Origin of the sequence: Maritimibacter dapengensis, assembly GCF_019218265.1 — a bacterium.
Taxonomy (GTDB): domain Bacteria; phylum Pseudomonadota; class Alphaproteobacteria; order Rhodobacterales; family Rhodobacteraceae; genus Maritimibacter; species Maritimibacter dapengensis.
The window spans coordinates 13,020-32,010 of the sequence record NZ_JAHUZE010000002.1 but is presented as its reverse complement, the minus strand read 5'-3'; the positions used below and the strand labels follow the sequence as shown (position 1 = coordinate 32,010).

The following is an 18,991-nucleotide window of genomic DNA, read 5'->3' as shown; positions in this document are numbered from 1 at the left end:
AAAACACAAGAGCAAAGCGGCTTGACAGCATCCGTCGGCAGGGTGCTTCCATCGGATTACAGATTGGGAGATTACCATGTCGCAAAAACTCATGACCCGCATCGGATGGGTGCTTTCTGCCATTTTCGGGCTTTTCATGCTGGGCGCATCCGCGTTGCCGAAACTCTCAGGCATGCCGATTGCCGACGAGACCATGGTCTCGCTGGGATGGCAGGACAGCCCGGTGCTTCTGATCGGCACCCTCGAACTCGTCTGCACGCTGCTTTACCTGATCCCCGCCACATCGGTGCTCGGTGCGGTTCTCATGATGGCGATCCTCGGCGGTGCGATGGCGACTCAAATCCGCGCCGACATGCCGCTTTTCTCGAACATCCTTTTCTCGATCTATCTGGGCCTTTTCATGTGGGGCGGCCTGTGGCTGCGGTCTGCTAGGTTGCGCGCGCTCTTCCCATTCGTCCAATCCCGCTGAAGCGGCGTTCAGCTTCAGGGCAAACCACTGCACCTGACACTGCCCCAATGGATGCAGAGCGTCCGTGCACCCGTCCGTCGCCAACGAGAGAGGAGTGACTGAAAAAGCATCGGGAGGCGCGGCGCGCGTTACGAGCAGCGTCAGCGACGTGCCTGAACTGCCCCGATTGCAGCCGCAACGGCTTCGTCGATCGACATGTTCGACGTGTCGATTGTCAGCGCGTCGTCTGCGGGTTTGAGCGGCGCGGTGGCACGGCTTCGGTCGCGCTCGTCCCGGGCCTTCACATCGTCGAGCACATTGGCGAAATCGGTTTTGTGACCGGCTTCCGTCAACTCCCGGTATCGCCGTTCGGCCCGGACTTCGGGGCTCGCGGTCACGAACAGCTTCACCGCCGCCTCAGGGCAGATGACCGTCCCGATATCGCGCCCGTCCAGAACCGCTCCGCCCGACCGGGCCGCAAATGCACGTTGAAAGTCCACGAGCGAGGAACGCACCTCTGCCTCGACGGCCACGCGACTTGCCACCTGAGCGACCTCCGGCGTGCGCAGGCCCGGAGCGTCGAGATCGCCGGCCTTGAGGTCGCGGGCAGCGGCGACCGCGTCTTCACCACCAAGAACCCGCTTTGCGACGGCGCGGTAGAGCAGCCCCGTATCCAGATGCGCGAAGCCGAAATGCGCCGCGACAGCTTTGGAAATCGTGCCTTTGCCGGCCGCAGCAGGGCCATCGATCGCAACGGTGAAACTCATTTCTGTAGCGCCTCTTTTCTTTCGGCGAATGCCGCGTCGATCAGGGCGGCATAGTCGCTCGGATCCTTCGGCCATTCGGTCAGCTTGACGTGTCGCAACGCCTTGCCCGTTCCTTCCAGCAGAGCTTTCGGATCGGGCAAGGACGCACCTTGATAGAAACCGAGGTTAACCCAGTTCGCCTGCAACGCGATATAAACGGTGCCCTCGGTGTTCTTCTTCGGGCCGATGCCGTAGCTCATGCTTCTGTAAGCCGGGTATGCCGTCGCTGTCGCATTCGGATGAAGCTCCCGGATCAAACCATCCGCCCCATCTGCGAGCGCGCCCAGTGTCTCTGGCGCGGTTCCAAATATGTCGGTCCAGCCGGCCGGCTTCATGTCGATCTCCTGTCGATTGCCCAGGCGATGCCGCGCAGGGTCCAGATCAGCAGGAAGATGACGAGGGCGGCATTCACGAAGCGGAACTTCCAGATCGTAAAGCCGGAAACCCGGTCGACCAGCATCTCGGTGATGCCGTCCGCCCCCATGCGGATCATCGTTGCGACGCCCGCGTTTTCAAGCATGTCGAACGCGAAGTAAGCGATCGGAAACACTGCAAGCGCGTAGCCGATCTTCACCGACCATCGACGCGCCGCGATGATCGTGCCGAACGCGAGCGTCCCGAGCAGTCCGACCGGGAAGGCGGTGTCGGCAACACGTTGCGGACCGAGATACATCTCCCGGGCGCGGTCCGTCAGGCTTTCGAGGATCGCGCGCGCGGTGGCGAGATCATAGCCACTGGTCCGGGTGTCGAAAATCTCCGTCCCGCCCTCCTCGACGATCGGTCCGGTCCAGATCAGGATGGCCGCCAATCCCGCGACCAGAAAGATCACGCTCATCCAGAAATCGCGGACCGGCTTGATTTTCATGATCGGTCCCGCGTGATCTTCGCCCCGAGATCACCCATGAGACGCTCGAAGATCGGGAACGACGTGGCAATGGGTGCGCCGTCGTCCACGCTGACCGGTTTTTGCGCGGCCACGCCCATGATCATGAACGACATGGCGATCCGATGGTCGAGATGCGCCTTGGCAGTCCCGCCCCCCGGCACGCCGTCCGGCCCCATGCCGTGGACGATCATGAAGTCTACTCCCTCGTCTACGGTCACGCCGTTGGCCTCCAGCCCGCGGGCCATCGCGTCGATCCGATCGCTTTCCTTCACCCGAAGTTCCTTGACGCCGACCATCTCGGTCTTGCCGGTGGCGAAGGCGGCAACGACCGAAAGGACCGGGTATTCGTCAATCATCGAGGCCGCGCGATCCTCGGGCACGCGGATACCGCTCATGTCAGGCGAGAATTTCGCCCGCAGGTCCGCCACCGGCTCGCCCCCTTCTTCGCGCTCATTCTCGAACACCAGATCCGCACCCATTTCCCGCAGCGTCGTGAACAGCCCCGCGCGGGTCGGATTGAGCCCGATATTGGGAACCAGCACATTCGAACCGGGGGTGATCAGGGCGGCGCAGACCGGAAAGGCCGCCGAACTCGGGTCACGCGGCACCGCGATGGTTTGCGGGGTCAACTCGGGCTGGCCCTTGAGCGTGATGACGCGACCCTCATCCGTATCCTCGACCTTCAGATCGGCCCCGAACCCGACGAGCATCCGCTCGGTATGGTCGCGCGTCGCCTCTTTCTCGATCACGACCGTCTCCCCCGGCGCGTTGAGGCCTGCCAGAAGCACTGCGGATTTCACCTGAGCGGAAGGCATGGGAACCGTGTAGCGCACCGGGATCGGTTCACGGGAACCGACGATGGTCATGGGGAGCCGCCCGCCGCTGCGTCCATAGGATGCCGCCCCGAACAGAGCGATCGGATCGGTGATGCGTCCCATGGGCCGCGAGCGCAATGAGGCGTCGCCCGTGAAGGTCGCGGTGATGGGAGTCGTCGCCATGCAGCCCATGATGAGCCGGACGCCGGTCCCGGCATTCCCGCAGTCGATCACTTGCTCGGGTTCCGCAAAGCCACCGACGCCCACGCCGTGAATCGACCACGCGCCGGTGTCGTGACGTTTCACCTCGGCCCCGAACGCGCACATGGCTTCTGCAGTGCCCAACACGTCCTCGCCCTCGAGCAAACCTGTGACGCGGGTCTCGCCCACCGAAAGCGCCCCCAGGATCAGCGAGCGGTGGCTGATCGACTTGTCACCTGGCACATGCGCCTCCCCGGCGAGCGGGCCAGCCTTGTGCGAAGTCATGGGGATCGGGGCGCCGTGGCCGGACATGAATGTGCTCCTGAATTGGTCATCGGCTGATAGCGCAGACGGGCCGCTTGGTCCACGCCTGTTGCAACGTCGCGAAGATGCGAGCCACGGAAGTGTGTCGCATGGCCTCCAACGCCCCGCCGAGATTCCGGGATTCTAGAATTCTAGAATCCCGGAATCCTTTTGGTGAACGAAATCAGCACATTATGGCACCGCAAACGGCCGCGCGTTAATCTCTTCGTTAATCTGACGAAATTTTCGGGCTTGAGGAGGTGCGTTCAAACGCGCCTGAACGTCATGTAGTGCGGTACGCGTCCCTCACGAAGCGCCTTCTGTTCGTATCGGGTCGAAAGCCAGTCCGCCCAGGGTTCACGCCAGTCTTCGGGGCGTTCCGCCAACCATTCGAAACCGGCACGCGGCACCTCTTCGATCGTCTGGCGCACATAATCGGGAATGTCAGTCGCCACCCGGAATTCTGCCCCCGGCTTCAGCACCCGATAGAGCGGTTCAAGATGTTCGGGCGTCACGAAACGGCGTCGGTGATGCCGCTTTTTCGGCCAAGGATCAGGGTAGAGCAGAAAAGCCTTCGAAATCGACGCCGTTGGAAGCACATCCATCAGGTCGCGAGCATCTCCCGCGTGGACCCGGATATTTTCGGCGGCGGACTTGCGCAGCTTGCCAAGCAACATGGCGACGCCGTTCACGAAGGGCTCGCAGCCGATGATGCCGACGTCCGGATAAGTCTCGCCCTGGTGCACGAGGTGTTCACCGCCGCCAAATCCCACTTCGAGCCAGACGTCCCGCCCCGCGAACAACGCGCCAAGATCGATCTTCTCACGTTCAGGATTGTCCTCCCACGACACGTTCGGAACGCTCAGGCCAGGCAGGTCTTCGTCGAGATACGCCTCCTGCGCAGGGCGCATGCCTTTGGCTTTGAAGCGGCCGTAGAAATTGCGCCAGGGAGCGCCGGACGGATGGGTGTCATGAGTCATGCGCGCCTCGTAACGCCTGGACCGCGACGGATCAAGCGGCGTCAAATCTACGCAAAAATGCACAAGTCTTGTCAAAAATTTCCTAGTTTCGTGCGACCACGCACCTCGCTACCTCTGGGCCATCGCCTTCGGGCACCACACATTCACGGGATCACACCAATGCAAAACGCACTCACCTACGCAGCGCCCCTGGGCCGCCTTCTCCTGTCTTTCATGTTCATTCTTTCCGGCTTCCAGAAGATCACGGGTTACACCGGCACCCAAGGCTACATGGACATGATGGGCGTGCCGGGCGGGCTGCTTCCGCTCGTTATTCTCGTCGAGATCGGTGGCGGTCTCGCGCTCCTCGTGGGCTATCAAGCCCGCATCGCCGCTTTGCTCCTCGCCGGGTTCGCGGTCATCTCCGGCATTCTCTTCCACCTCGTTTCTTCGTTCGGGATGGAAGACCCGATGGCAGCACAGGCACAGATGATCAGCTTCATGAAGAACCTGACCATCGCAGGCGGCATGCTGATGGTCGTCGCCTTCGGTCCCGGCGCCATGTCGGTGCAAAAAAGCGGCGCGCTCGCCCCTGCCGAATAAGGATACGTCCTGCAAAACAAAAGGCCCCGCGCATTGCGGGGCCTCTCTCGTCTGTGGATCGCGCACTATGGCTCAGACGGCGTTTTTCAACGCCTCGACCAGATCGGTTTTCTCCCAGGAGAAGCCACCGTCGCCCTCGGGGTCCCGGCCGAAATGGCCGTAGGCCGCCGTGCGCTGGTAGATCGGCTTGTTCATCCCGAGATGCTCGCGAATACCGCGCGGAGTCAGGTCCATCACCTTGGCCACGACCTTCTCGATGGCCGCTTCGTCCACTTTCGCGGTGCCGTAGGTGTCGACATAAATCGACAGCGGCTTGGCCACACCGATAGCGTAGGACAGCTGGAGCGTGCACTTGTCCGCCAGCCCCGCCGCGACGACATTTTTGGCCAGGTAGCGCGCGGCGTAGGCCGCAGACCGATCGACTTTGGTCGGGTCCTTGCCGGAAAATGCGCCACCGCCATGCGGCGCGGCACCGCCATAGGTATCCACGATGATCTTGCGCCCGGTCAGGCCCGCGTCGCCATCCGGCCCGCCGATCACGAACTTGCCCGTCGGGTTGACGTGCCATTCGGTGTTCTCGGTAATCCACTCGGCCGGCAGGACTTCGTTGATATATGGGGTAACGAGATCCCGAACGTCTTGCGATGTCATGCTGGCGTCAAGATGCTGCGTCGACAGCACGAGCGAGGTCACTTCCACAGGCAGGCCGTCTTCGTAGCGCACCGACAGCTGGCTCTTGGCGTCGGGGCCGAGCTGCGACACGCCTTCGTATTTGCGCGCTTCGGCAAGCCGCTTGAGGATTTTGTGTGCGTAAAGGATCGGTGCGGGCATGTAGGCCGTCGTTTCGTTCGTCGCGTAGCCGAACATTATGCCCTGGTCGCCCGCCCCCTCGTCCTTGTCGTCACCCGCATCGACGCCTTGTGCAATGTCGGCGGATTGGGCGTGAAGGTAGTTGTCCACCTTCATGTTGGCCCAGTGAAAGCCTTTCTGCTCGTAGCCGATGTCCTTCACGCAGTCCCGGGCGATCTCTTCGACGCGCTCCAGAACGTTTCCAGGGCCGCGGACTTCTCCGCCGATGACCACGCGGTCCGTGGTCGCGAAGGTTTCGCAGGCGACGCGCGAATAGGGGTCGGCCGTCAGGAATGCGTCGAGAACGGCATCGGATATGCGGTCGCAGACCTTGTCCGGGTGCCCCTCGGAAACGGATTCCGAGGTGAAAACGTAGTTGGATCTTGCCATGAAGAGTGCTCCGTTAATGTAAACCCGTCACGCCAGGAAGCCGTTGTGACAGTTGTGTTCCATTCCGTTATCCGCCGGGCGGCGTAGGGTCAACGGAATTGCGACGATTGCGCCAGAAGAGCGCAGCCAAAAGGCCGAAAGAGAGAACAAGGAGGGGCAAGTCGCCGGCACGCGCGTAGACCGTCACCGGCAAGGACATAGGCAACGGCGCATCGACCACGCCCGGAGCGCCAAGCGGCAGTTTCGCCGTCACGCTTCCGCGTGCGTCGATCATCGCCGAAACCCCGGTATTTGCAGCTCGGGCAATGGGAAGTCCGAACTCGATCGCGCGGAACCGGGCTTGGACAAGGTGCTGCTGCGGCCCTGAAAACGTTCCGAACCAGGCGTCATTGGTGGATTGCAGGATCCAGTCCGGCCGCCCCGTTGCGTCGCGTATGTCCCGCGCAAAAATCATCTCGTAGCAGATCAAGGGCAGCACGGTGCCAACCGGGGTTTCGCGCAAGACAGGTCCCGGCCCCGACGCATAACCCGCCCCGTCCTGTGCGGCGAGGCCATTGATACCGAAGCGCGCCGCGAGATCGCCGAGCGGCACGTATTCCCCGAATGGAACGAGGTGATGCTTGTCGTAGACCCATCCGATCGTGCCGGGCCCATCGTACATGACCAATGAGTTCCGCCAGGTCCGTCCCTCTACCCTCTGTATGCCGGCGATCAGCGGTGCCGGAAAGGCCGCCGCCGCCGCCTGCTCTTCCAAGCCCGGCGCGCGGCCGAGCGGTGCTGGTATCGAGGTTTCCGGCCAGATCACAAGGTCCGGCGTGCCTCCCGTTTGGGTCAACTCAACGGCTCGGTCGAAGAAGCCCATGACATGATCCGGGTCCCATTTGAGGTGTTGGGGCGCATAGGGTTGAACGAGGCGCACGGTCGCATCGCGCGATCCCGGATCCCTGGGCGTAATGACCACGGCGAGTGCCACAAGCACAGCGGCAGATCCGAACCAGATCGCGAGGCGACGAACATTCGCCATCGCAGGCCAGAGCGCAGCGCCGAGCGCCACTGTAAGCGCAGACAGGCCGTAGACCCCTGTGAGCCGCGCCAATTGCGCGAGCGGCGTGTCGATCCAGATCAGGCCCGGTCCGCCCCAGGGAAATCCACCGAACAGCCAGCCCCGCAGCATTTCCGCCAGTCCGAACGCAGCACCCAGCGCGACCCACGCGCCGTGCTTCCCGGCGACGGTTTTCGCCAACCAGGCAGCACCCGCCCAATAGAGCGCCATCCCGCCTGACAGGAACAGAAGCGCAAACGGTGCCATCCAGCCATGCCGCCCGATATCGACCAGAAAAGGCTGCACGATCCAGACGAATGTAAGCGCAAAGTAGCCAAGTCCGAGCGCCCAGCCGGTCAGCAATGCACGGCGGCCTGTCGGCGCGAGCTGGATCAGCGCCGCGCCGAGCGCCAACCCGATGAACGTAAGGGGATAGGCTCCGAAAGGGGCTTGGCCGAACCCCGCCAGAACGCCCGCAGAAGCGGACAAGGCAAAAACCCGCCAGAAGTGCTCGTGCTGACGTTCAAGCCACGCTTCAGTCCGCTGAAAGCGCGGTGTCTCATTCGCCATCCGTGGCGGACCCTTCCCCCGGCGTGCGCAGTCGTAGGCGTTTGATGCGGCGTGGATCGGCGTCGACCACCTCGAACTCTGCGCCCGTATGGTGAACGATGACTTCACCGCGCGCCGGCACCCGGCCTGCCGCGAGGAACACGACACCGCCCAAGGTGTCGATCTCTTCCTCGTCCTCTTCGGGCCCTCGCAATTCCAGCCCCGTCGCCTCTTCGAATTCGTCGAGCGGCGCACGCGCTTCGACGAGCCAGGACCCGGCAGGCTCTTCGAGCCACATTTCGCCTTCTTCCAGATCGTGCTCGTCCTCGATCTCGCCGATCACCTGTTCGACCAGATCTTCGAGCGTCACCAAACCATCGACGCCACCGTATTCGTCGATGACCAACGCCATGTGCATGCGTTCCGTCTGCATCTTCTGCAGAAGAACGCCGATGGGCATGGATGGGGGCGCATAAATCAGTGGACGCACGAGGTCAGCGAGGGCGAAGTTCGGACTTTTCCCGTTGAAGCCATGGCCAAGCGCCACGTCCTTGAGGTGAACCAATCCGACAGGTGTATCCAGTGTGCCTCGAAACACCGGAAGCCTCGTGTTTCCGCTCTCGCGGAATACCTCGACAAGATCGGCAAGCGCGATGTCCTCGGGGACCGACACGATCTCGGCCTTGGGAATCATCACGTCTTCGACCCGCATCCTGCGAAGATTGCCGATGCCCGGCATGAGAGCCCGCATTTCGCGTTCGTCCTCGCTCAGGTCCAGGCTTTCCGCCTCACCGTCATCAGACGCGCTCAAAGCACCGATAATACGACCGAAAAACCCCTCCGGCCTTTGTTGTTCGTCTTCCGACTGCGCGCTTTGCGCCGCGCTAGAAGACCCGTCCGTATCGCCCATCTGTCCTTTCCAATTGGCTCGGGATCACGCTCCCGTCACCCCATATGGGTCCGAAAGCCCGAGTTTGCCAAGTATTTCCACCTCGAGCCCCTCCATGAGAGCGGCATCTTTCTCGTTTTCGTGGTCGTAACCCAACAAATGCAGCAAACCGTGAACAAGCAGATGGGTGACGTGGTCATCCATGCGTTTGTTCTGTTCCCGTGCTTCGCGCGTGCAAGTGTCGTAGGATATGGCGATATCGCCCAGTTCGGGTTCGTCTGGCGGCGTAGGTGGCCCGCCCGGATCGAAGGATGCCCGCTCCGCACTCGGCCAGGACAGGACATTCGTCGCGGCGGACTTCTGCCGAAATTCCGCGTTCAATTCCGCGATCCGTTCGTCGTCACAGGCAAGGACGACCGCCTCGACATCCTCCGCCAGCCCCAGATGGACAGCGGCTGCGTCGAACGCCTTTGCCGCGAGCGCATCCAGACCCAGCGAATTCCAGCGTTCGTCTTCGGTGATGATGTCGATATCCATATCACCTCCTATCCCGGTTCCGGATGCAGGAGAAGTCAGTCACTTTCGATCACGTAATCGGCCGCCCGGCTTTCCGTAAGCACCGTTGAAATGTTCGGCAGATCGTTGCCGTCGATCCAGGCCCGCGCGACATCGTCGTCCCAGCCATGCTGCCGCCAACGTGCCACGAGACGACGCTCCAGTTCTGCCCTCGGCACTGAAAGAAACACCGTCACGTCCCACAAGCGCGCAAGGTCATGCCAATCGGGCCGGTCGAGCAGAAGGTAGTTGCCTTCCACCAGGAGAATACGATCGGCTGCGCCCACATGATCCGCCGCTGGCACCACGCAATCACGATCCCTGTCGAATCCCGGAACATCGGCCGCCTCTCCCGACGCCAGTGTGCCGACCAGCGCGGTAAACGCCTCGACGTCAAATGTCTCGGGTGCACCTTTGCGATCCCGTAACCCATGCGCATCGAGCCAGTGGTTGTCCCGGTGAAAACCGTCCATCGCCACAACCTTCGAACCCTCCCCGATCTTCCGGGCGAGCCGCGCAGCCAGCGTCGATTTTCCGGATGCCGGAGGCCCGGCAATCGCAACGAGGAACCGCCGCCGCCCTTCAGCGCGGTCTGCAATGGCCTGGGAGACATCTTCCAGCTTCATCGTTTCAGAAATACTTCGGGAGGTTCGGAGGGCAGCGCCCTCCGAGGGCTGCGTGCCCTGAACGCAAACCAGAATATGCGCCGGGGACGCATGTCCCCGGCTCCGGTTGGCAACGTCTCACGCCTTTGCGGGGTCGGCCGCGTCGTATGCATCTATGATCTTGCCGACCAGCGGATGGCGCACGACGTCCTTCGCCGTGAAATAATTGAAGTCGATTTCGTCGATATGCTTCAGAAGACCCTCGGCGTCGCGCAGGCCCGAATTCACGCCCCGCGGCAAGTCCACCTGTGACCTGTCCCCGGTGATGACCATGCGGCTGCCCTCGCCCAACCGGGTCAGGAACATTTTCATCTGCATCGTGGTGGCGTTCTGGGCTTCGTCGAGCACGACGAAAGCGTTGGACAGGGTCCGCCCCCGCATGAAGGCGAGCGGTGCAATCTCGATCCGTTTTTCGGCGATCAGCTTTTCTACCTGCTTCGACGGAAGGAAGTCGTTCAGCGCATCGTACAGAGGCTGCATGTAGGGATCGACCTTGTCTTTCATGTCTCCCGGCAGGTAGCCGAGCTTCTCGCCCGCCTCGACGGCAGGACGAGACAGCAGGATCCGGTCCACATGGCCCGAGATGAACATGTTCACACCCACGGCGACGGCGAGATAAGTTTTGCCGGTGCCCGCAGGACCGATCCCGAACGCCAGTTCTTTTTTGAAGAGGCTCTTCACATAGGCCTTCTGTGCATCCGTGCGCGGTTCGACGAGCTTCTTGCGCGTCTTGATCTCGACCCGCCCGCCTTTGAACAGCTCCATCTGGTCACCGGGCTGCGATGGCGTCTCGGCATGTTCCATGCGGATCTCGCCGTCGATGTCGCCGGCCTCGATCTGTTTGCCATGTTCGAGCCGCTGGTAGAGCGATTGCAACACCGCCGCCGCCGCCCCGCGCGCCGCACCGTCACCGACGACGGCAAGCTGATTGCCACGGCGCAGGATGTGCACGTTCATCTGGTGTTCGATCTGAGCGAGGTTTCGGTCGAATTCCCCGCACAAGTCGATAAGCAATCGGTTGTCAGGGAACTCCAGCAGAGTTTCGTGAATGTCTTCGGGTTTCGGCGGGTTCAGCGCATCTAGTCCCAAGTATGTCTCCGTTTCACGGGTGCCTCTACCAGTGATGGTGGACCCGACGCGTGATTTGCGCAAGTCTTGGTGATCGGATTTCACGTAAATGATACAAAAAGACCGCGCACGAAGCGGTGCGCGGCCAGATTTTGTGCGATTTGCGAAAACCTCAGGGCAGGTAATCGGGGATGTCGTTCGACGAGCGCCAATCGCCGATCACGGCGCCACGCGGAAGCTCGTTCGAGCAACGTGGCAGGCCCGTTTTTGGGTCCGAACGGTCCCCGCCATATCCTTCGACACCCTCGTCGACGATCCAGGCTTCACAGCCGTCCGGCAAAACGGCGACGGCCGCCACGCCATCCCGCGGGCCCGCGCTGTCACCAAAGGACCTATCGACATTCGTGGCGATGAGTTTCGGGGCACCGCCGTCATAGGCGGTGGATTGGCACCCGGCCACGGCGAGTGGCGCGACGAGCGCGAGCAGAGCGATCTTTTTCATCATGGGTTCGGGTACCTGTAACAAACGATTTCGACGCGACGGTTCTTCTGCATGTTCGCCGCCGAATTGTTGGGAGCGACCGGGCGGCGTTCACCGAAACCCAGAACACGGTCGACCACCGCCCCGCTTTGCCGCGCCACCTGCGCCACAGTATTGGCGCGGTTCTGCGACAGGCGCATGTTGTATTCGTCGGACGCGCGGCTGTCGGTATGGCCGTATACAGCGTAAGCGAAGGCACCGGCAGACGCGAAGAACTGCTGCAACCACTGACGACCGCGCGCGGTCAACTGGTGGCTGTCCGTTGCAAAGAGGACGTCCGAGTTCTGGACCGCGCAGGTCTGCTTTTCGAGGCACATGTGGCGGCCGGTCTTGGGATCGCGCCGTTGCACCATGTAGCCTTCGAGACCACCGTCCGACCACCAGTGCATGCACCCGTCGGGATCGACCCAGAGACCCCAGTTGATCTTACCAGTAACAGTAACCTGCGATTGCGCTTGTGCGGGCGTTGTCACACTCCCGGCGAAGGCGAGCCCCACGGCTGCCGCAACGGCAGACGACCTGAGCATCGAGAAAACTCGGTTTTTCACTATTTATCCCCCAGATGGCCGCGTGGCATACGGCACCTAATCATGGAGACGAGTTAACCCGATGCTTTTTCACATGTAAATGGCGAGTGGCCGGTTTTGATCGGGCGATCAAAACAATCACCGCCCAACCGTTTACGAATCCATCGGATTCGTGGAAAATCCACCCCGTATCGCGGCATTGGCGCCAATTCTTACACCAATGCACCCGCAAGCGAGTTTGGCCCGGCGCCGGTGATTCTCACGCGCCTCAGGTCGCCCGCAGCGATGCCCTCGGCCGTGACATGAACCGCGTGGAGATAGTCGGATTTTCCGACCATCTGGCCCTCCATCCGGCCTTTCTTTTCGAACAGGACGCCGATCTCGCGGCCCACCATGTCCTCCATCACGCTGCGCGCTTGCTCGTTGATGAGCGACTGGAGGCGTTGAAGCCGTTCGGACGCCACGGCGTCATCCACGAGCGGACGCTCGGCAGCGGGGGTGCCGGGACGGGTCGAATATTTGAAGGAAAACGCCTGCCCGTATCCCACGTCGCGTATTAGCGACATCGTATCCTCGAAATCCGCGTCGGTTTCTTCGGGAAAGCCCACGATGAAATCCCCCGAGATCAGGATGTCCGGGCGCGCAGCACGGATCCGTTTGATCAGCCGGAGATAGTCCTCGGCAGTGTGGGAGCGGTTCATCCGTTTCAGGATCCGATCCGACCCCGACTGAACCGGAAGATGGAGATACGGCATGAGTTTTTCGCATTCCCCATGCGCTGCGATCAAATCGTCGCTCATGTCGTTCGGATGCGACGTGGTGAAGCGGATACGCTCCAGCCCGTCGATATCGTTCAGCGCCCAGATCAGGCGTGCGAGCGACCAGGTCGCGCCGTTGGTGCCTTCGCCGTGATAGGCGTTGACGTTCTGCCCCAGAAGCGTGATTTCACGCACCCCGCGCTCCACCAGTTCACGCGCCTCCCTGAGGATGCGTTCGGCGGGGCGGCTGACTTCGGCGCCCCGCGTATAGGGCACGACGCAGAAAGCGCAGAACTTGTCACAGCCCTCCTGCACGGTGAGAAACGCGGTCGGGGCGCGACGCGCCTTTGGCCGGTTCTTCAGAACCTCGAACTTGTCCTCGAGCGGGAAGTCCGTATCGACCACCTTGGTGCCTTCGCTTACGCTTTTCACCATGTCCGGCAAGCGATGATAGGTCTGCGGACCCACCACCAGGTCCACCATCGGCTGGCGTTTCATGATCTCTTCGCCTTCGGCCTGTGCGACGCATCCGGCAACCCCGATCTTGAGGTCCGGATTCGCCGCTTTCAGGTCCTTCAGCCGACCGAGCTCGGAATAGACCTTTTCGGCGGCCTTTTCGCGGATGTGGCAGGTGTTGAGCAGGATCATGTCGGCGTCGTCCGGCGTGTCGGTCTCGACATACCCCTGTCCGCCCATGGCCTCAGCCATGCGCTCGCTGTCGTAAACGTTCATCTGACACCCGTAGGTGCGGATAAAAAGCTTCTTCGGGTCCATCTTGGTCTCGGCCATGTCGCGCGCTCCATGAGCTTGGATCAAGGCCGCGTCATACGCCATGCCTGCCTGTCCCGCAACGGTTGCAAACGGGACCTGTTTCAAGGATTGTTTACCGAACGGGAACAATACCCGGCGTAGAAGGCAGAGTTATGCGGTTTTCGTCTCTTTCCGAATTCCTCGACAAGGGTGGGAACGCGCTCACACGTGCGCCTGTCGCATTGATTTTCGTCGAGGACCTTGTCGAGGTCGAAAGCACCATCCGCTACCATCAGTTGACCGGCTTCAAGAGCATCGTCGTGTTCGCGCCGGACGAACTCGACCTCCCGGCCACGCTGGAACAGGAAGTCGCACGCGTCGATTTTCCGGTGATCGACATCTCGGACGTGCAGACGGCCGTGAACGCATGCAACGACGCGGCGCCGGATGTCTGGATGTATTACTGCTACAACGCGGAATACCTGTTCTTCCCGTTCTGCGAAACGCGCAACGTGACCGAACTCCTGACGTTCCACACAGAAGAACGCCGCAACGCGATGCTCGCCTACGTGGTGGATCTCTATGCCGACGATCTCGGTCGGTATCCGAATGCGGTGTCGCTCGACCACGCCTGGATCGACCGCTCTGGCTACTACGCGCTCGGCCGTCCTGATCCGGCGAACCGGAACCACCCGAAGGAACGGCAACTCGATTTTTTCGGTGGCCTGCGCTGGCGTTATGAGGAGCACGTCGCCCGTGACCGGCGCAAGATCGACCGCGTCGCGTTGTTTCGCACGAAGAAAGACTTGCGTCTGCGCGCCGATCACACCTTCACGGACGAGGAATACAACACTTACGCCTGCCCCTGGCACAACAACCTGACTGCCGCGATCGCCAGTTTCCGTACCGCCAAGGCGCTCAAGATGAACTCCGGCTCGACCTTCGATATTCCGACCTTCAAGTGGCACAATTCGGTGCCGTTCGAGTGGACGTCGCAACAATTGCTGGACCTTGGCCTCATGGAACCGGGTCAGTGGTTCTGACCTGACTGCGTCGGCACTCTCCTCCCGCCCCGGTTTACATCCGATCACGACGACCTATGTTAAAGAGGGCGTCCCGCAAGCACCTGCGCCATGCGCGTGGCCTTGCCGAACTCACTCCCGACCAACGAGGCATTCATGACCGAAGCAAAATCGGGCGATACCGTCCGTATTCACTACACCGGCACGCTGAACGACGGCACCGTGTTCGACAGTTCGCAGGGCCGTGACCCGCTTGAATTCACTGTGGGGTCCGGCCAGATCATTCCCGGCCTCGACAAGGCCATTCCGGGCATGTCACCCGGCGAGAAGAAGTCCGTCCCGGTCCCGGCCGACGAAGCCTATGGACCGCACCACCCCGAGGGCGTGACACAAGTGCCGCGCGCGGACATCCCGGACAACATCCCGCTCGAAGAAGGGACCATGCTGCAGATGTCTACCCCGGACGGTCGCCAGGTTCCCGTCACCGTTACCGAGTTGTCTGCGTCCGAAGTCACGATCGACGCCAACCACCAATTGGCCGGCAAAGATCTCAACTTCGACATCGAACTGGTCGAAATCGCCTGAGGCAGACGGAGGCGTCGGTGTCTGGTAAACCCTGTCAAAAGGACAGGAGCACACCATGACCGAACCTCTCGTCTCCGCAGCGACCCTGATCGAGACTAACGCGAATGCCTGTTACGAGGCATTCGCGGACCCGACCCAGATGTGTCGCTTCTGGTTCCCACGAAGCACCGGGCGGCTGGAAACCGGTGCACGGGTTTCATGGTTTCTGAGCGATGCGTCCGATGCCATCGAAATCCCGGTGCGTGTCATCTCCGCTGTCAGCGGAACTGAAATCGTCCTTGATTGGGGCGATCCGGACGCGCCCACGCGTGTCACGTTCAATTTCGAAGATCGTGACGGCCAGACCGTAATTCGAATTACGGAAACCGGGCACGCTGGATCGGGCGATGAGAAGCTCGCGACAGTGCTGGATTCACAAGGCGGGTTCAATCAGCTCGTGATTGCCGCGAAAGCGTGGCTCGAACACGGGGTCGCGGTGGATATTGTCTCCGCACATGTGACGTGACATCACACCGACCGGACCGTCGACACGAAGCGGTTCAGGTTTTGGATTTCAGCCGGATGACCACGTCGACCTTGGAAATCTCTGCACCCTCTGGTGCATCTGGTAAAGACGAGATTTCCAGACCTTCCTCAGGTGCGTCCTGCAGACGCCCCGTGTCTTCCCAGAAGAAATGAGGATGGTTCGTGGTATTGGTGTCGAAATAACCCTTGGTCCCGTTCACCAGGATTTCGCGCAGGAGACCCACGTCCGAGAACGACCGAAGCGTGTTGTAAACGGTCGCGAGAGACACGCTTTCGCCCGCCTCGCGGCTGGCTTCGAACAGGCTTTCGGCCGTCACATGCCGATGTTCGCCATCACCAACAAGCAGTTTGGCAAGCGCGACACGTTGGCGCGTCGGACGCAGTCCGCCGGTGGCGAGCCATTGTTTCGACATTTCCGTTGCCTGACACTCGGTCATCGCATTTCCTTGTGCTTGGGTCAGTCATATATACTGATTCATATGGGGGTTTTTCAATCCGTTTCCTCAAGACGGTGCGACGGCCCGCCGGAGCCGCCCTTGCGCCTTGCTTTGCGCGGGTGATAGAGGGGGGCGACACGCAGACCAAACGGGGGCCTGATGGCTGATTTTCCGACGAGTTTCGACAAGGACGACCTGCTGAAATGCGCCGCTGGAGAGCTCTTCGGCCCCGGAAACGCGCAGCTTCCGGCACCGCCCATGCTGATGATGGACCGCATCACCGATATTTCGGGCGACGGGGGCAAACACGGCAAAGGCCACGTGGTCGCGGAATTCGACATCACCCCGGACCTGTGGTTTTTCGAATGCCACTTTCCGGGCAACCCGATCATGCCGGGCTGCCTTGGCCTCGACGGGCTGTGGCAACTGACCGGGTTCAACCTGGGCTGGCGCGGCTGGCAGGGACGTGGCTACGCGCTCGGCGTGGGCGAAGTGAAATTGAAAGGCATGGTGCGGCCGGATCGCAAGATGCTGACCTATTACATCGACTTCACCAAGGCGGTTCAAACCCGCCGTCTGACGATGGGCGTCGCGGACGGTATTGTGGAAGCCGACGGTGAAGTGATCTACGAAGTCAAAGATATGAAGGTCGCGCTCTCGGAGTCGTAAGACCGGGGACGGGCGCAACTTGAAAGGAGCCAGAATGCAACGTGTCGTCGTAACGGGGCTCGGTATTGTATCGCCCATCGGTGTGGGCGCGGACGAGGTCACGGCCTCTTTGAAAGCCGGAACCTCCGGCATCACCGCGAACGAAGAGATGGTCGAGCACGGTTTCCGCAGCCAGATTGCGGGTGCCGTCGACATCGACCTGAAGGAACACGTCGACAAACGCACCCTGCGTTTCATGGGTCCGGGCGCCGCCTATGCGCATATCGCAATGGGTCAGGCGATTGCGGATGCAGGTTTGGACGAGACCGATATCGTGAACGAACGCACCGGGTTGATCGCAGGCTCCGGCGGGCCGTCTACCAGCGCGATGTTCGCGGCACACCAGACGGTTCTGAAATCCGGCAGCCCCAAGCGGATCGGTCCCTTCGCGGTGCCGAAATGCATGTCGTCGACGATCAGCGCGAACCTTGCCACCGCCTACCAGATCAAGGGGATCAACTACTCGATCACATCCGCCTGCTCGACTTCGCTCCATTGCATCGGCAACGCCGCCGAGCAGATCATGATGGGCAAACAGGACGTGATGTTTGCCGGCGGCGGTGAAGAACTCGACTGGACCCTGTCCTGTCTCTTCGACGCAATGGGCGCGATGTCGTCCAAGTATAACGATACGCCCCAACGCGCCTCTCGTGCCTTCGACGCGGACCGCGACGGGTTCGTGATCGCCGGCGGCGGCGGGATCGTCGTGCTGGAAAGCCTCGATCACGCGCTCGCACGGGGCGCCAGGATCTATGCCGAAGTTACCGGTTTCGGTGCTACGAGCGACGGGCACGACATGGTCGCACCGTCTGGTGAAGGCGGCGAGCGGGCGATGAAGATCGCGCTCTCGACTCTGCCTGAAGATCGGAAGGTTGGCTATATCAACGCTCACGGCACCTCGACCCCGGTCGGCGATGTCGGAGAAGTGGAAGCGGTGCGCCGCACGTTCGCCGAAACCGACCAGCCCGTGATCTCGTCGACCAAGTCGATGACCGGCCACGCGCAGGGCGCGGCAGGCGCATTGGAAGCGATCTTTTCGCTCCTGATGCTGGACAACGATTTCATCACGCCATCGATCAACGTCGAAACCCTCGACCCGGCGATCAATGAGGGCGAAATCGCGACGAAACTGGTGGAAAACGCCGGTCTCGACACGGTGATGACCAACAGCTTCGGGTTTGGCGGCACGAATGGTTCGATGCTGCTGTCCAAATACAAGAACTAACGCTCGGGGAAGAGAATGGCGGATCTGATGAAGGGGAAGCGCGGCCTTATCATGGGGGTCGCCAATGATCGTTCGATAGCCTGGGGCATCGCGAAAGCCATGGCGGCCGAGGGCGCTGACCTTGCGTTTTCCTATCAGGGCGAGGCCTTCGGCAAGCGGGTTGAACCCCTCGCCCAGAGCCTCGGTTCGGACATACTCGTGGACATGGACGTGACCGACGATGCTTCGCTCGACGCGGGCTTCGCATCGCTTTGGGAGCACTGGGACCGACTGGATTTCGTCGTCCACGCCATCGCCTTCTCGGACAAGTCCGAACTGACCGGGCGGTTCCTCAACACCTCTCGTGCGAACTTCAAGAACTCGCTGGATATCTCCTGCTATTCCTTCATCGAGATCGCGCGGCGCTGCGAGCCCAAGATGACCGAGGGCGGCACCATGCTGACCCTCACCTACGGCGGCTCGAACCGCGTGACGCCCTATTACAACGTAATGGGTGTGGCCAAAGCGGCGCTCGAGGCCACCGTCCGGTACATGGCCAACGACCTCGGGCCGCAAGGCATCCGCGTCAACGCGATCAGCCCCGGACCGATGAAGACCCTCGCAGGCGCCGCCATTGGCGGTGCGCGCAAGACCTTCCGTCATACCGAGGCCAACAGCCCGATGCGCAAGAACGCGACGCTCGAAAGCATCGGCGGCACGGCGGTCTACCTTGCCTCGGACTACGGCGATTGCACGACGGGCGAGATCATAACGGTCGACGCGGGGTTTCACGTGCTCGGAATGCCGCAACCCGAGCAGCTCTGATACACGCGATCAGGTCCGTCCGAACCAACCTTGGACAAAAGAAATCAACCGCCGTTCATCACCGGAACGGCGCGATAAAGG

At 61.5% G+C, this 18,991-nt stretch carries 23 protein-coding genes and 1 riboswitch; of the genes, 8 read left to right on the top strand and 15 right to left on the bottom strand.

Annotated features, from left to right (window positions below; all coding sequences use genetic code 11):
• Nucleotides 1-76: 76 nt before the first annotated feature.
• Entirely contained in the window at nt 77-469 is a 393-nt protein-coding gene (locus tag KJP28_RS06425) for a DoxX family protein (protein WP_218391753.1), read from the top strand.
• Nucleotides 470-609: 140 nt separating this feature from the next.
• On the opposite strand, the gene cmk is transcribed toward KJP28_RS06425, so the two are convergent.
• The 5 genes from cmk to trmB all read right to left on the bottom strand — a co-directional run bounded on the left by cmk (nt 610) and on the right by trmB (nt 4,439).
• Nucleotides 610-1,215, bottom strand: a complete 606-nt coding sequence (cmk, locus tag KJP28_RS06420) for a (d)CMP kinase (protein ID WP_218391752.1) — start codon at nt 1,213-1,215, stop codon at nt 610-612.
• Nucleotides 1,212-1,589 (bottom strand): DUF1801 domain-containing protein, encoded by a 378-nt coding sequence (locus tag KJP28_RS06415; protein ID WP_218391751.1) that lies wholly within the window; start codon nt 1,587-1,589, stop codon nt 1,212-1,214. The genes cmk and KJP28_RS06415 overlap by 4 nt, the downstream gene beginning before the upstream one ends.
• On the bottom strand, nt 1,586-2,119 hold the full coding sequence (locus KJP28_RS06410; protein WP_218391750.1) for a hypothetical protein: 534 nt from the start codon (nt 2,117-2,119) through the stop codon (nt 1,586-1,588). Before KJP28_RS06410 ends, KJP28_RS06415 begins: the two co-directional genes overlap by 4 nt.
• Nucleotides 2,116-3,468, bottom strand: a complete 1,353-nt coding sequence (gene aroA, locus KJP28_RS06405; RefSeq protein WP_218391749.1) for a 3-phosphoshikimate 1-carboxyvinyltransferase — start codon at nt 3,466-3,468, stop codon at nt 2,116-2,118. The genes KJP28_RS06410 and aroA overlap by 4 nt, the downstream gene beginning before the upstream one ends.
• A gap of 257 nt (nt 3,469-3,725) precedes the next feature.
• On the bottom strand, nt 3,726-4,439 hold the full coding sequence (gene trmB, locus KJP28_RS06400) for a tRNA (guanine(46)-N(7))-methyltransferase TrmB (protein ID WP_218391748.1): 714 nt from the start codon (nt 4,437-4,439) through the stop codon (nt 3,726-3,728).
• A 159-nt stretch (nt 4,440-4,598) separates the two neighbouring features.
• Between trmB and KJP28_RS06395 the strand changes: the two genes are divergently transcribed.
• Complete coding sequence (locus KJP28_RS06395) at nt 4,599-5,021, top strand: DoxX family protein (RefSeq protein WP_218391747.1); 423 nt, start codon at nt 4,599-4,601, stop codon at nt 5,019-5,021.
• Nucleotides 5,022-5,093: 72 nt separating this feature from the next.
• Here KJP28_RS06395 and metK read toward each other — a convergent pair whose 3' ends face one another.
• From metK to miaB, 9 genes are all read right to left on the bottom strand, one after another.
• Nucleotides 5,094-6,260: a methionine adenosyltransferase gene (gene metK, locus KJP28_RS06390; protein ID WP_218391746.1), complete on the bottom strand. Its 1,167-nt coding sequence runs from the start codon at nt 6,258-6,260 to the stop codon at nt 5,094-5,096.
• A gap of 6 nt (nt 6,261-6,266) precedes the next feature.
• A riboswitch (SAM-SAH riboswitch) is annotated at nt 6,267-6,315 on the bottom strand.
• Nucleotides 6,316-6,327: 12 nt separating this feature from the next.
• On the bottom strand, nt 6,328-7,872 hold the full coding sequence (lnt, locus tag KJP28_RS06385; protein ID WP_218391745.1) for an apolipoprotein N-acyltransferase: 1,545 nt from the start codon (nt 7,870-7,872) through the stop codon (nt 6,328-6,330).
• On the bottom strand, nt 7,862-8,761 hold the full coding sequence (locus KJP28_RS06380; RefSeq protein WP_218391744.1) for a hemolysin family protein: 900 nt from the start codon (nt 8,759-8,761) through the stop codon (nt 7,862-7,864). Before KJP28_RS06380 ends, lnt begins: the two co-directional genes overlap by 11 nt.
• A 24-nt stretch (nt 8,762-8,785) precedes the next feature.
• On the bottom strand, nt 8,786-9,277 hold the full coding sequence (gene ybeY / locus KJP28_RS06375) for an rRNA maturation RNase YbeY (protein ID WP_218391743.1): 492 nt from the start codon (nt 9,275-9,277) through the stop codon (nt 8,786-8,788).
• A 35-nt stretch (nt 9,278-9,312) separates the two neighbouring features.
• Nucleotides 9,313-9,921: a nucleoside/nucleotide kinase family protein gene (locus tag KJP28_RS06370; RefSeq protein ID WP_218391742.1), complete on the bottom strand. Its 609-nt coding sequence runs from the start codon at nt 9,919-9,921 to the stop codon at nt 9,313-9,315.
• Nucleotides 9,922-10,038: 117 nt separating this feature from the next.
• Entirely contained in the window at nt 10,039-11,049 is a 1,011-nt protein-coding gene (locus tag KJP28_RS06365; protein WP_218391741.1) for a PhoH family protein, read from the bottom strand.
• A gap of 151 nt (nt 11,050-11,200) precedes the next feature.
• Nucleotides 11,201-11,530 carry a hypothetical protein gene (locus KJP28_RS06360; protein WP_218391740.1) on the bottom strand — a complete coding sequence of 110 codons (330 nt, stop codon included), beginning with the start codon at nt 11,528-11,530 and terminating at the stop codon, nt 11,201-11,203.
• Complete coding sequence (locus tag KJP28_RS06355) at nt 11,530-12,117, bottom strand: OmpA family protein (RefSeq protein WP_336245310.1); 588 nt, start codon at nt 12,115-12,117, stop codon at nt 11,530-11,532. Before KJP28_RS06355 ends, KJP28_RS06360 begins: the two co-directional genes overlap by 1 nt.
• Before the next feature lie 191 nt (nt 12,118-12,308).
• Nucleotides 12,309-13,628, bottom strand: a complete 1,320-nt coding sequence (miaB, locus tag KJP28_RS06350) for a tRNA (N6-isopentenyl adenosine(37)-C2)-methylthiotransferase MiaB (RefSeq protein ID WP_218392800.1) — start codon at nt 13,626-13,628, stop codon at nt 12,309-12,311.
• A 149-nt stretch (nt 13,629-13,777) separates the two neighbouring features.
• Between miaB and KJP28_RS06345 the strand changes: the two genes are divergently transcribed.
• From KJP28_RS06345 to KJP28_RS06335, 3 genes are all read left to right on the top strand, one after another.
• On the top strand, nt 13,778-14,647 hold the full coding sequence (locus tag KJP28_RS06345) for a glycosyltransferase family 2 protein (RefSeq protein WP_218391739.1): 870 nt from the start codon (nt 13,778-13,780) through the stop codon (nt 14,645-14,647).
• Between the two features lie 135 nt (nt 14,648-14,782).
• Nucleotides 14,783-15,211 (top strand): FKBP-type peptidyl-prolyl cis-trans isomerase, encoded by a 429-nt coding sequence (locus tag KJP28_RS06340; protein ID WP_218391738.1) that lies wholly within the window; start codon nt 14,783-14,785, stop codon nt 15,209-15,211.
• A gap of 55 nt (nt 15,212-15,266) precedes the next feature.
• Nucleotides 15,267-15,716 carry an SRPBCC domain-containing protein gene (locus KJP28_RS06335; RefSeq protein ID WP_218391737.1) on the top strand — a complete coding sequence of 150 codons (450 nt, stop codon included), beginning with the start codon at nt 15,267-15,269 and terminating at the stop codon, nt 15,714-15,716.
• A 34-nt stretch (nt 15,717-15,750) separates the two neighbouring features.
• Here KJP28_RS06335 and irrA read toward each other — a convergent pair whose 3' ends face one another.
• Nucleotides 15,751-16,173, bottom strand: coding sequence for an iron response transcriptional regulator IrrA (gene irrA / locus KJP28_RS06330; protein WP_218391736.1), 423 nt, complete (start codon nt 16,171-16,173; stop codon nt 15,751-15,753).
• Between the two features lie 159 nt (nt 16,174-16,332).
• Here irrA and fabA point away from each other — a divergent pair, with 159 nt between their 5' ends.
• From fabA to KJP28_RS06315, 3 genes are read left to right on the top strand one after another with little or no spacing between them, the layout of a single operon-like run.
• Nucleotides 16,333-16,842, top strand: a complete 510-nt coding sequence (fabA, locus tag KJP28_RS06325; RefSeq protein ID WP_218391735.1) for a bifunctional 3-hydroxydecanoyl-ACP dehydratase/trans-2-decenoyl-ACP isomerase — start codon at nt 16,333-16,335, stop codon at nt 16,840-16,842.
• 34 nt (nt 16,843-16,876) lie between these two features.
• Nucleotides 16,877-18,106 (top strand): beta-ketoacyl-ACP synthase I, encoded by a 1,230-nt coding sequence (fabB, locus tag KJP28_RS06320; RefSeq protein WP_218391734.1) that lies wholly within the window; start codon nt 16,877-16,879, stop codon nt 18,104-18,106.
• Nucleotides 18,107-18,121: 15 nt separating this feature from the next.
• Nucleotides 18,122-18,910 (top strand): enoyl-ACP reductase FabI, encoded by a 789-nt coding sequence (locus tag KJP28_RS06315; RefSeq protein WP_218391733.1) that lies wholly within the window; start codon nt 18,122-18,124, stop codon nt 18,908-18,910.
• Nucleotides 18,911-18,991 lie beyond the last annotated feature (81 nt).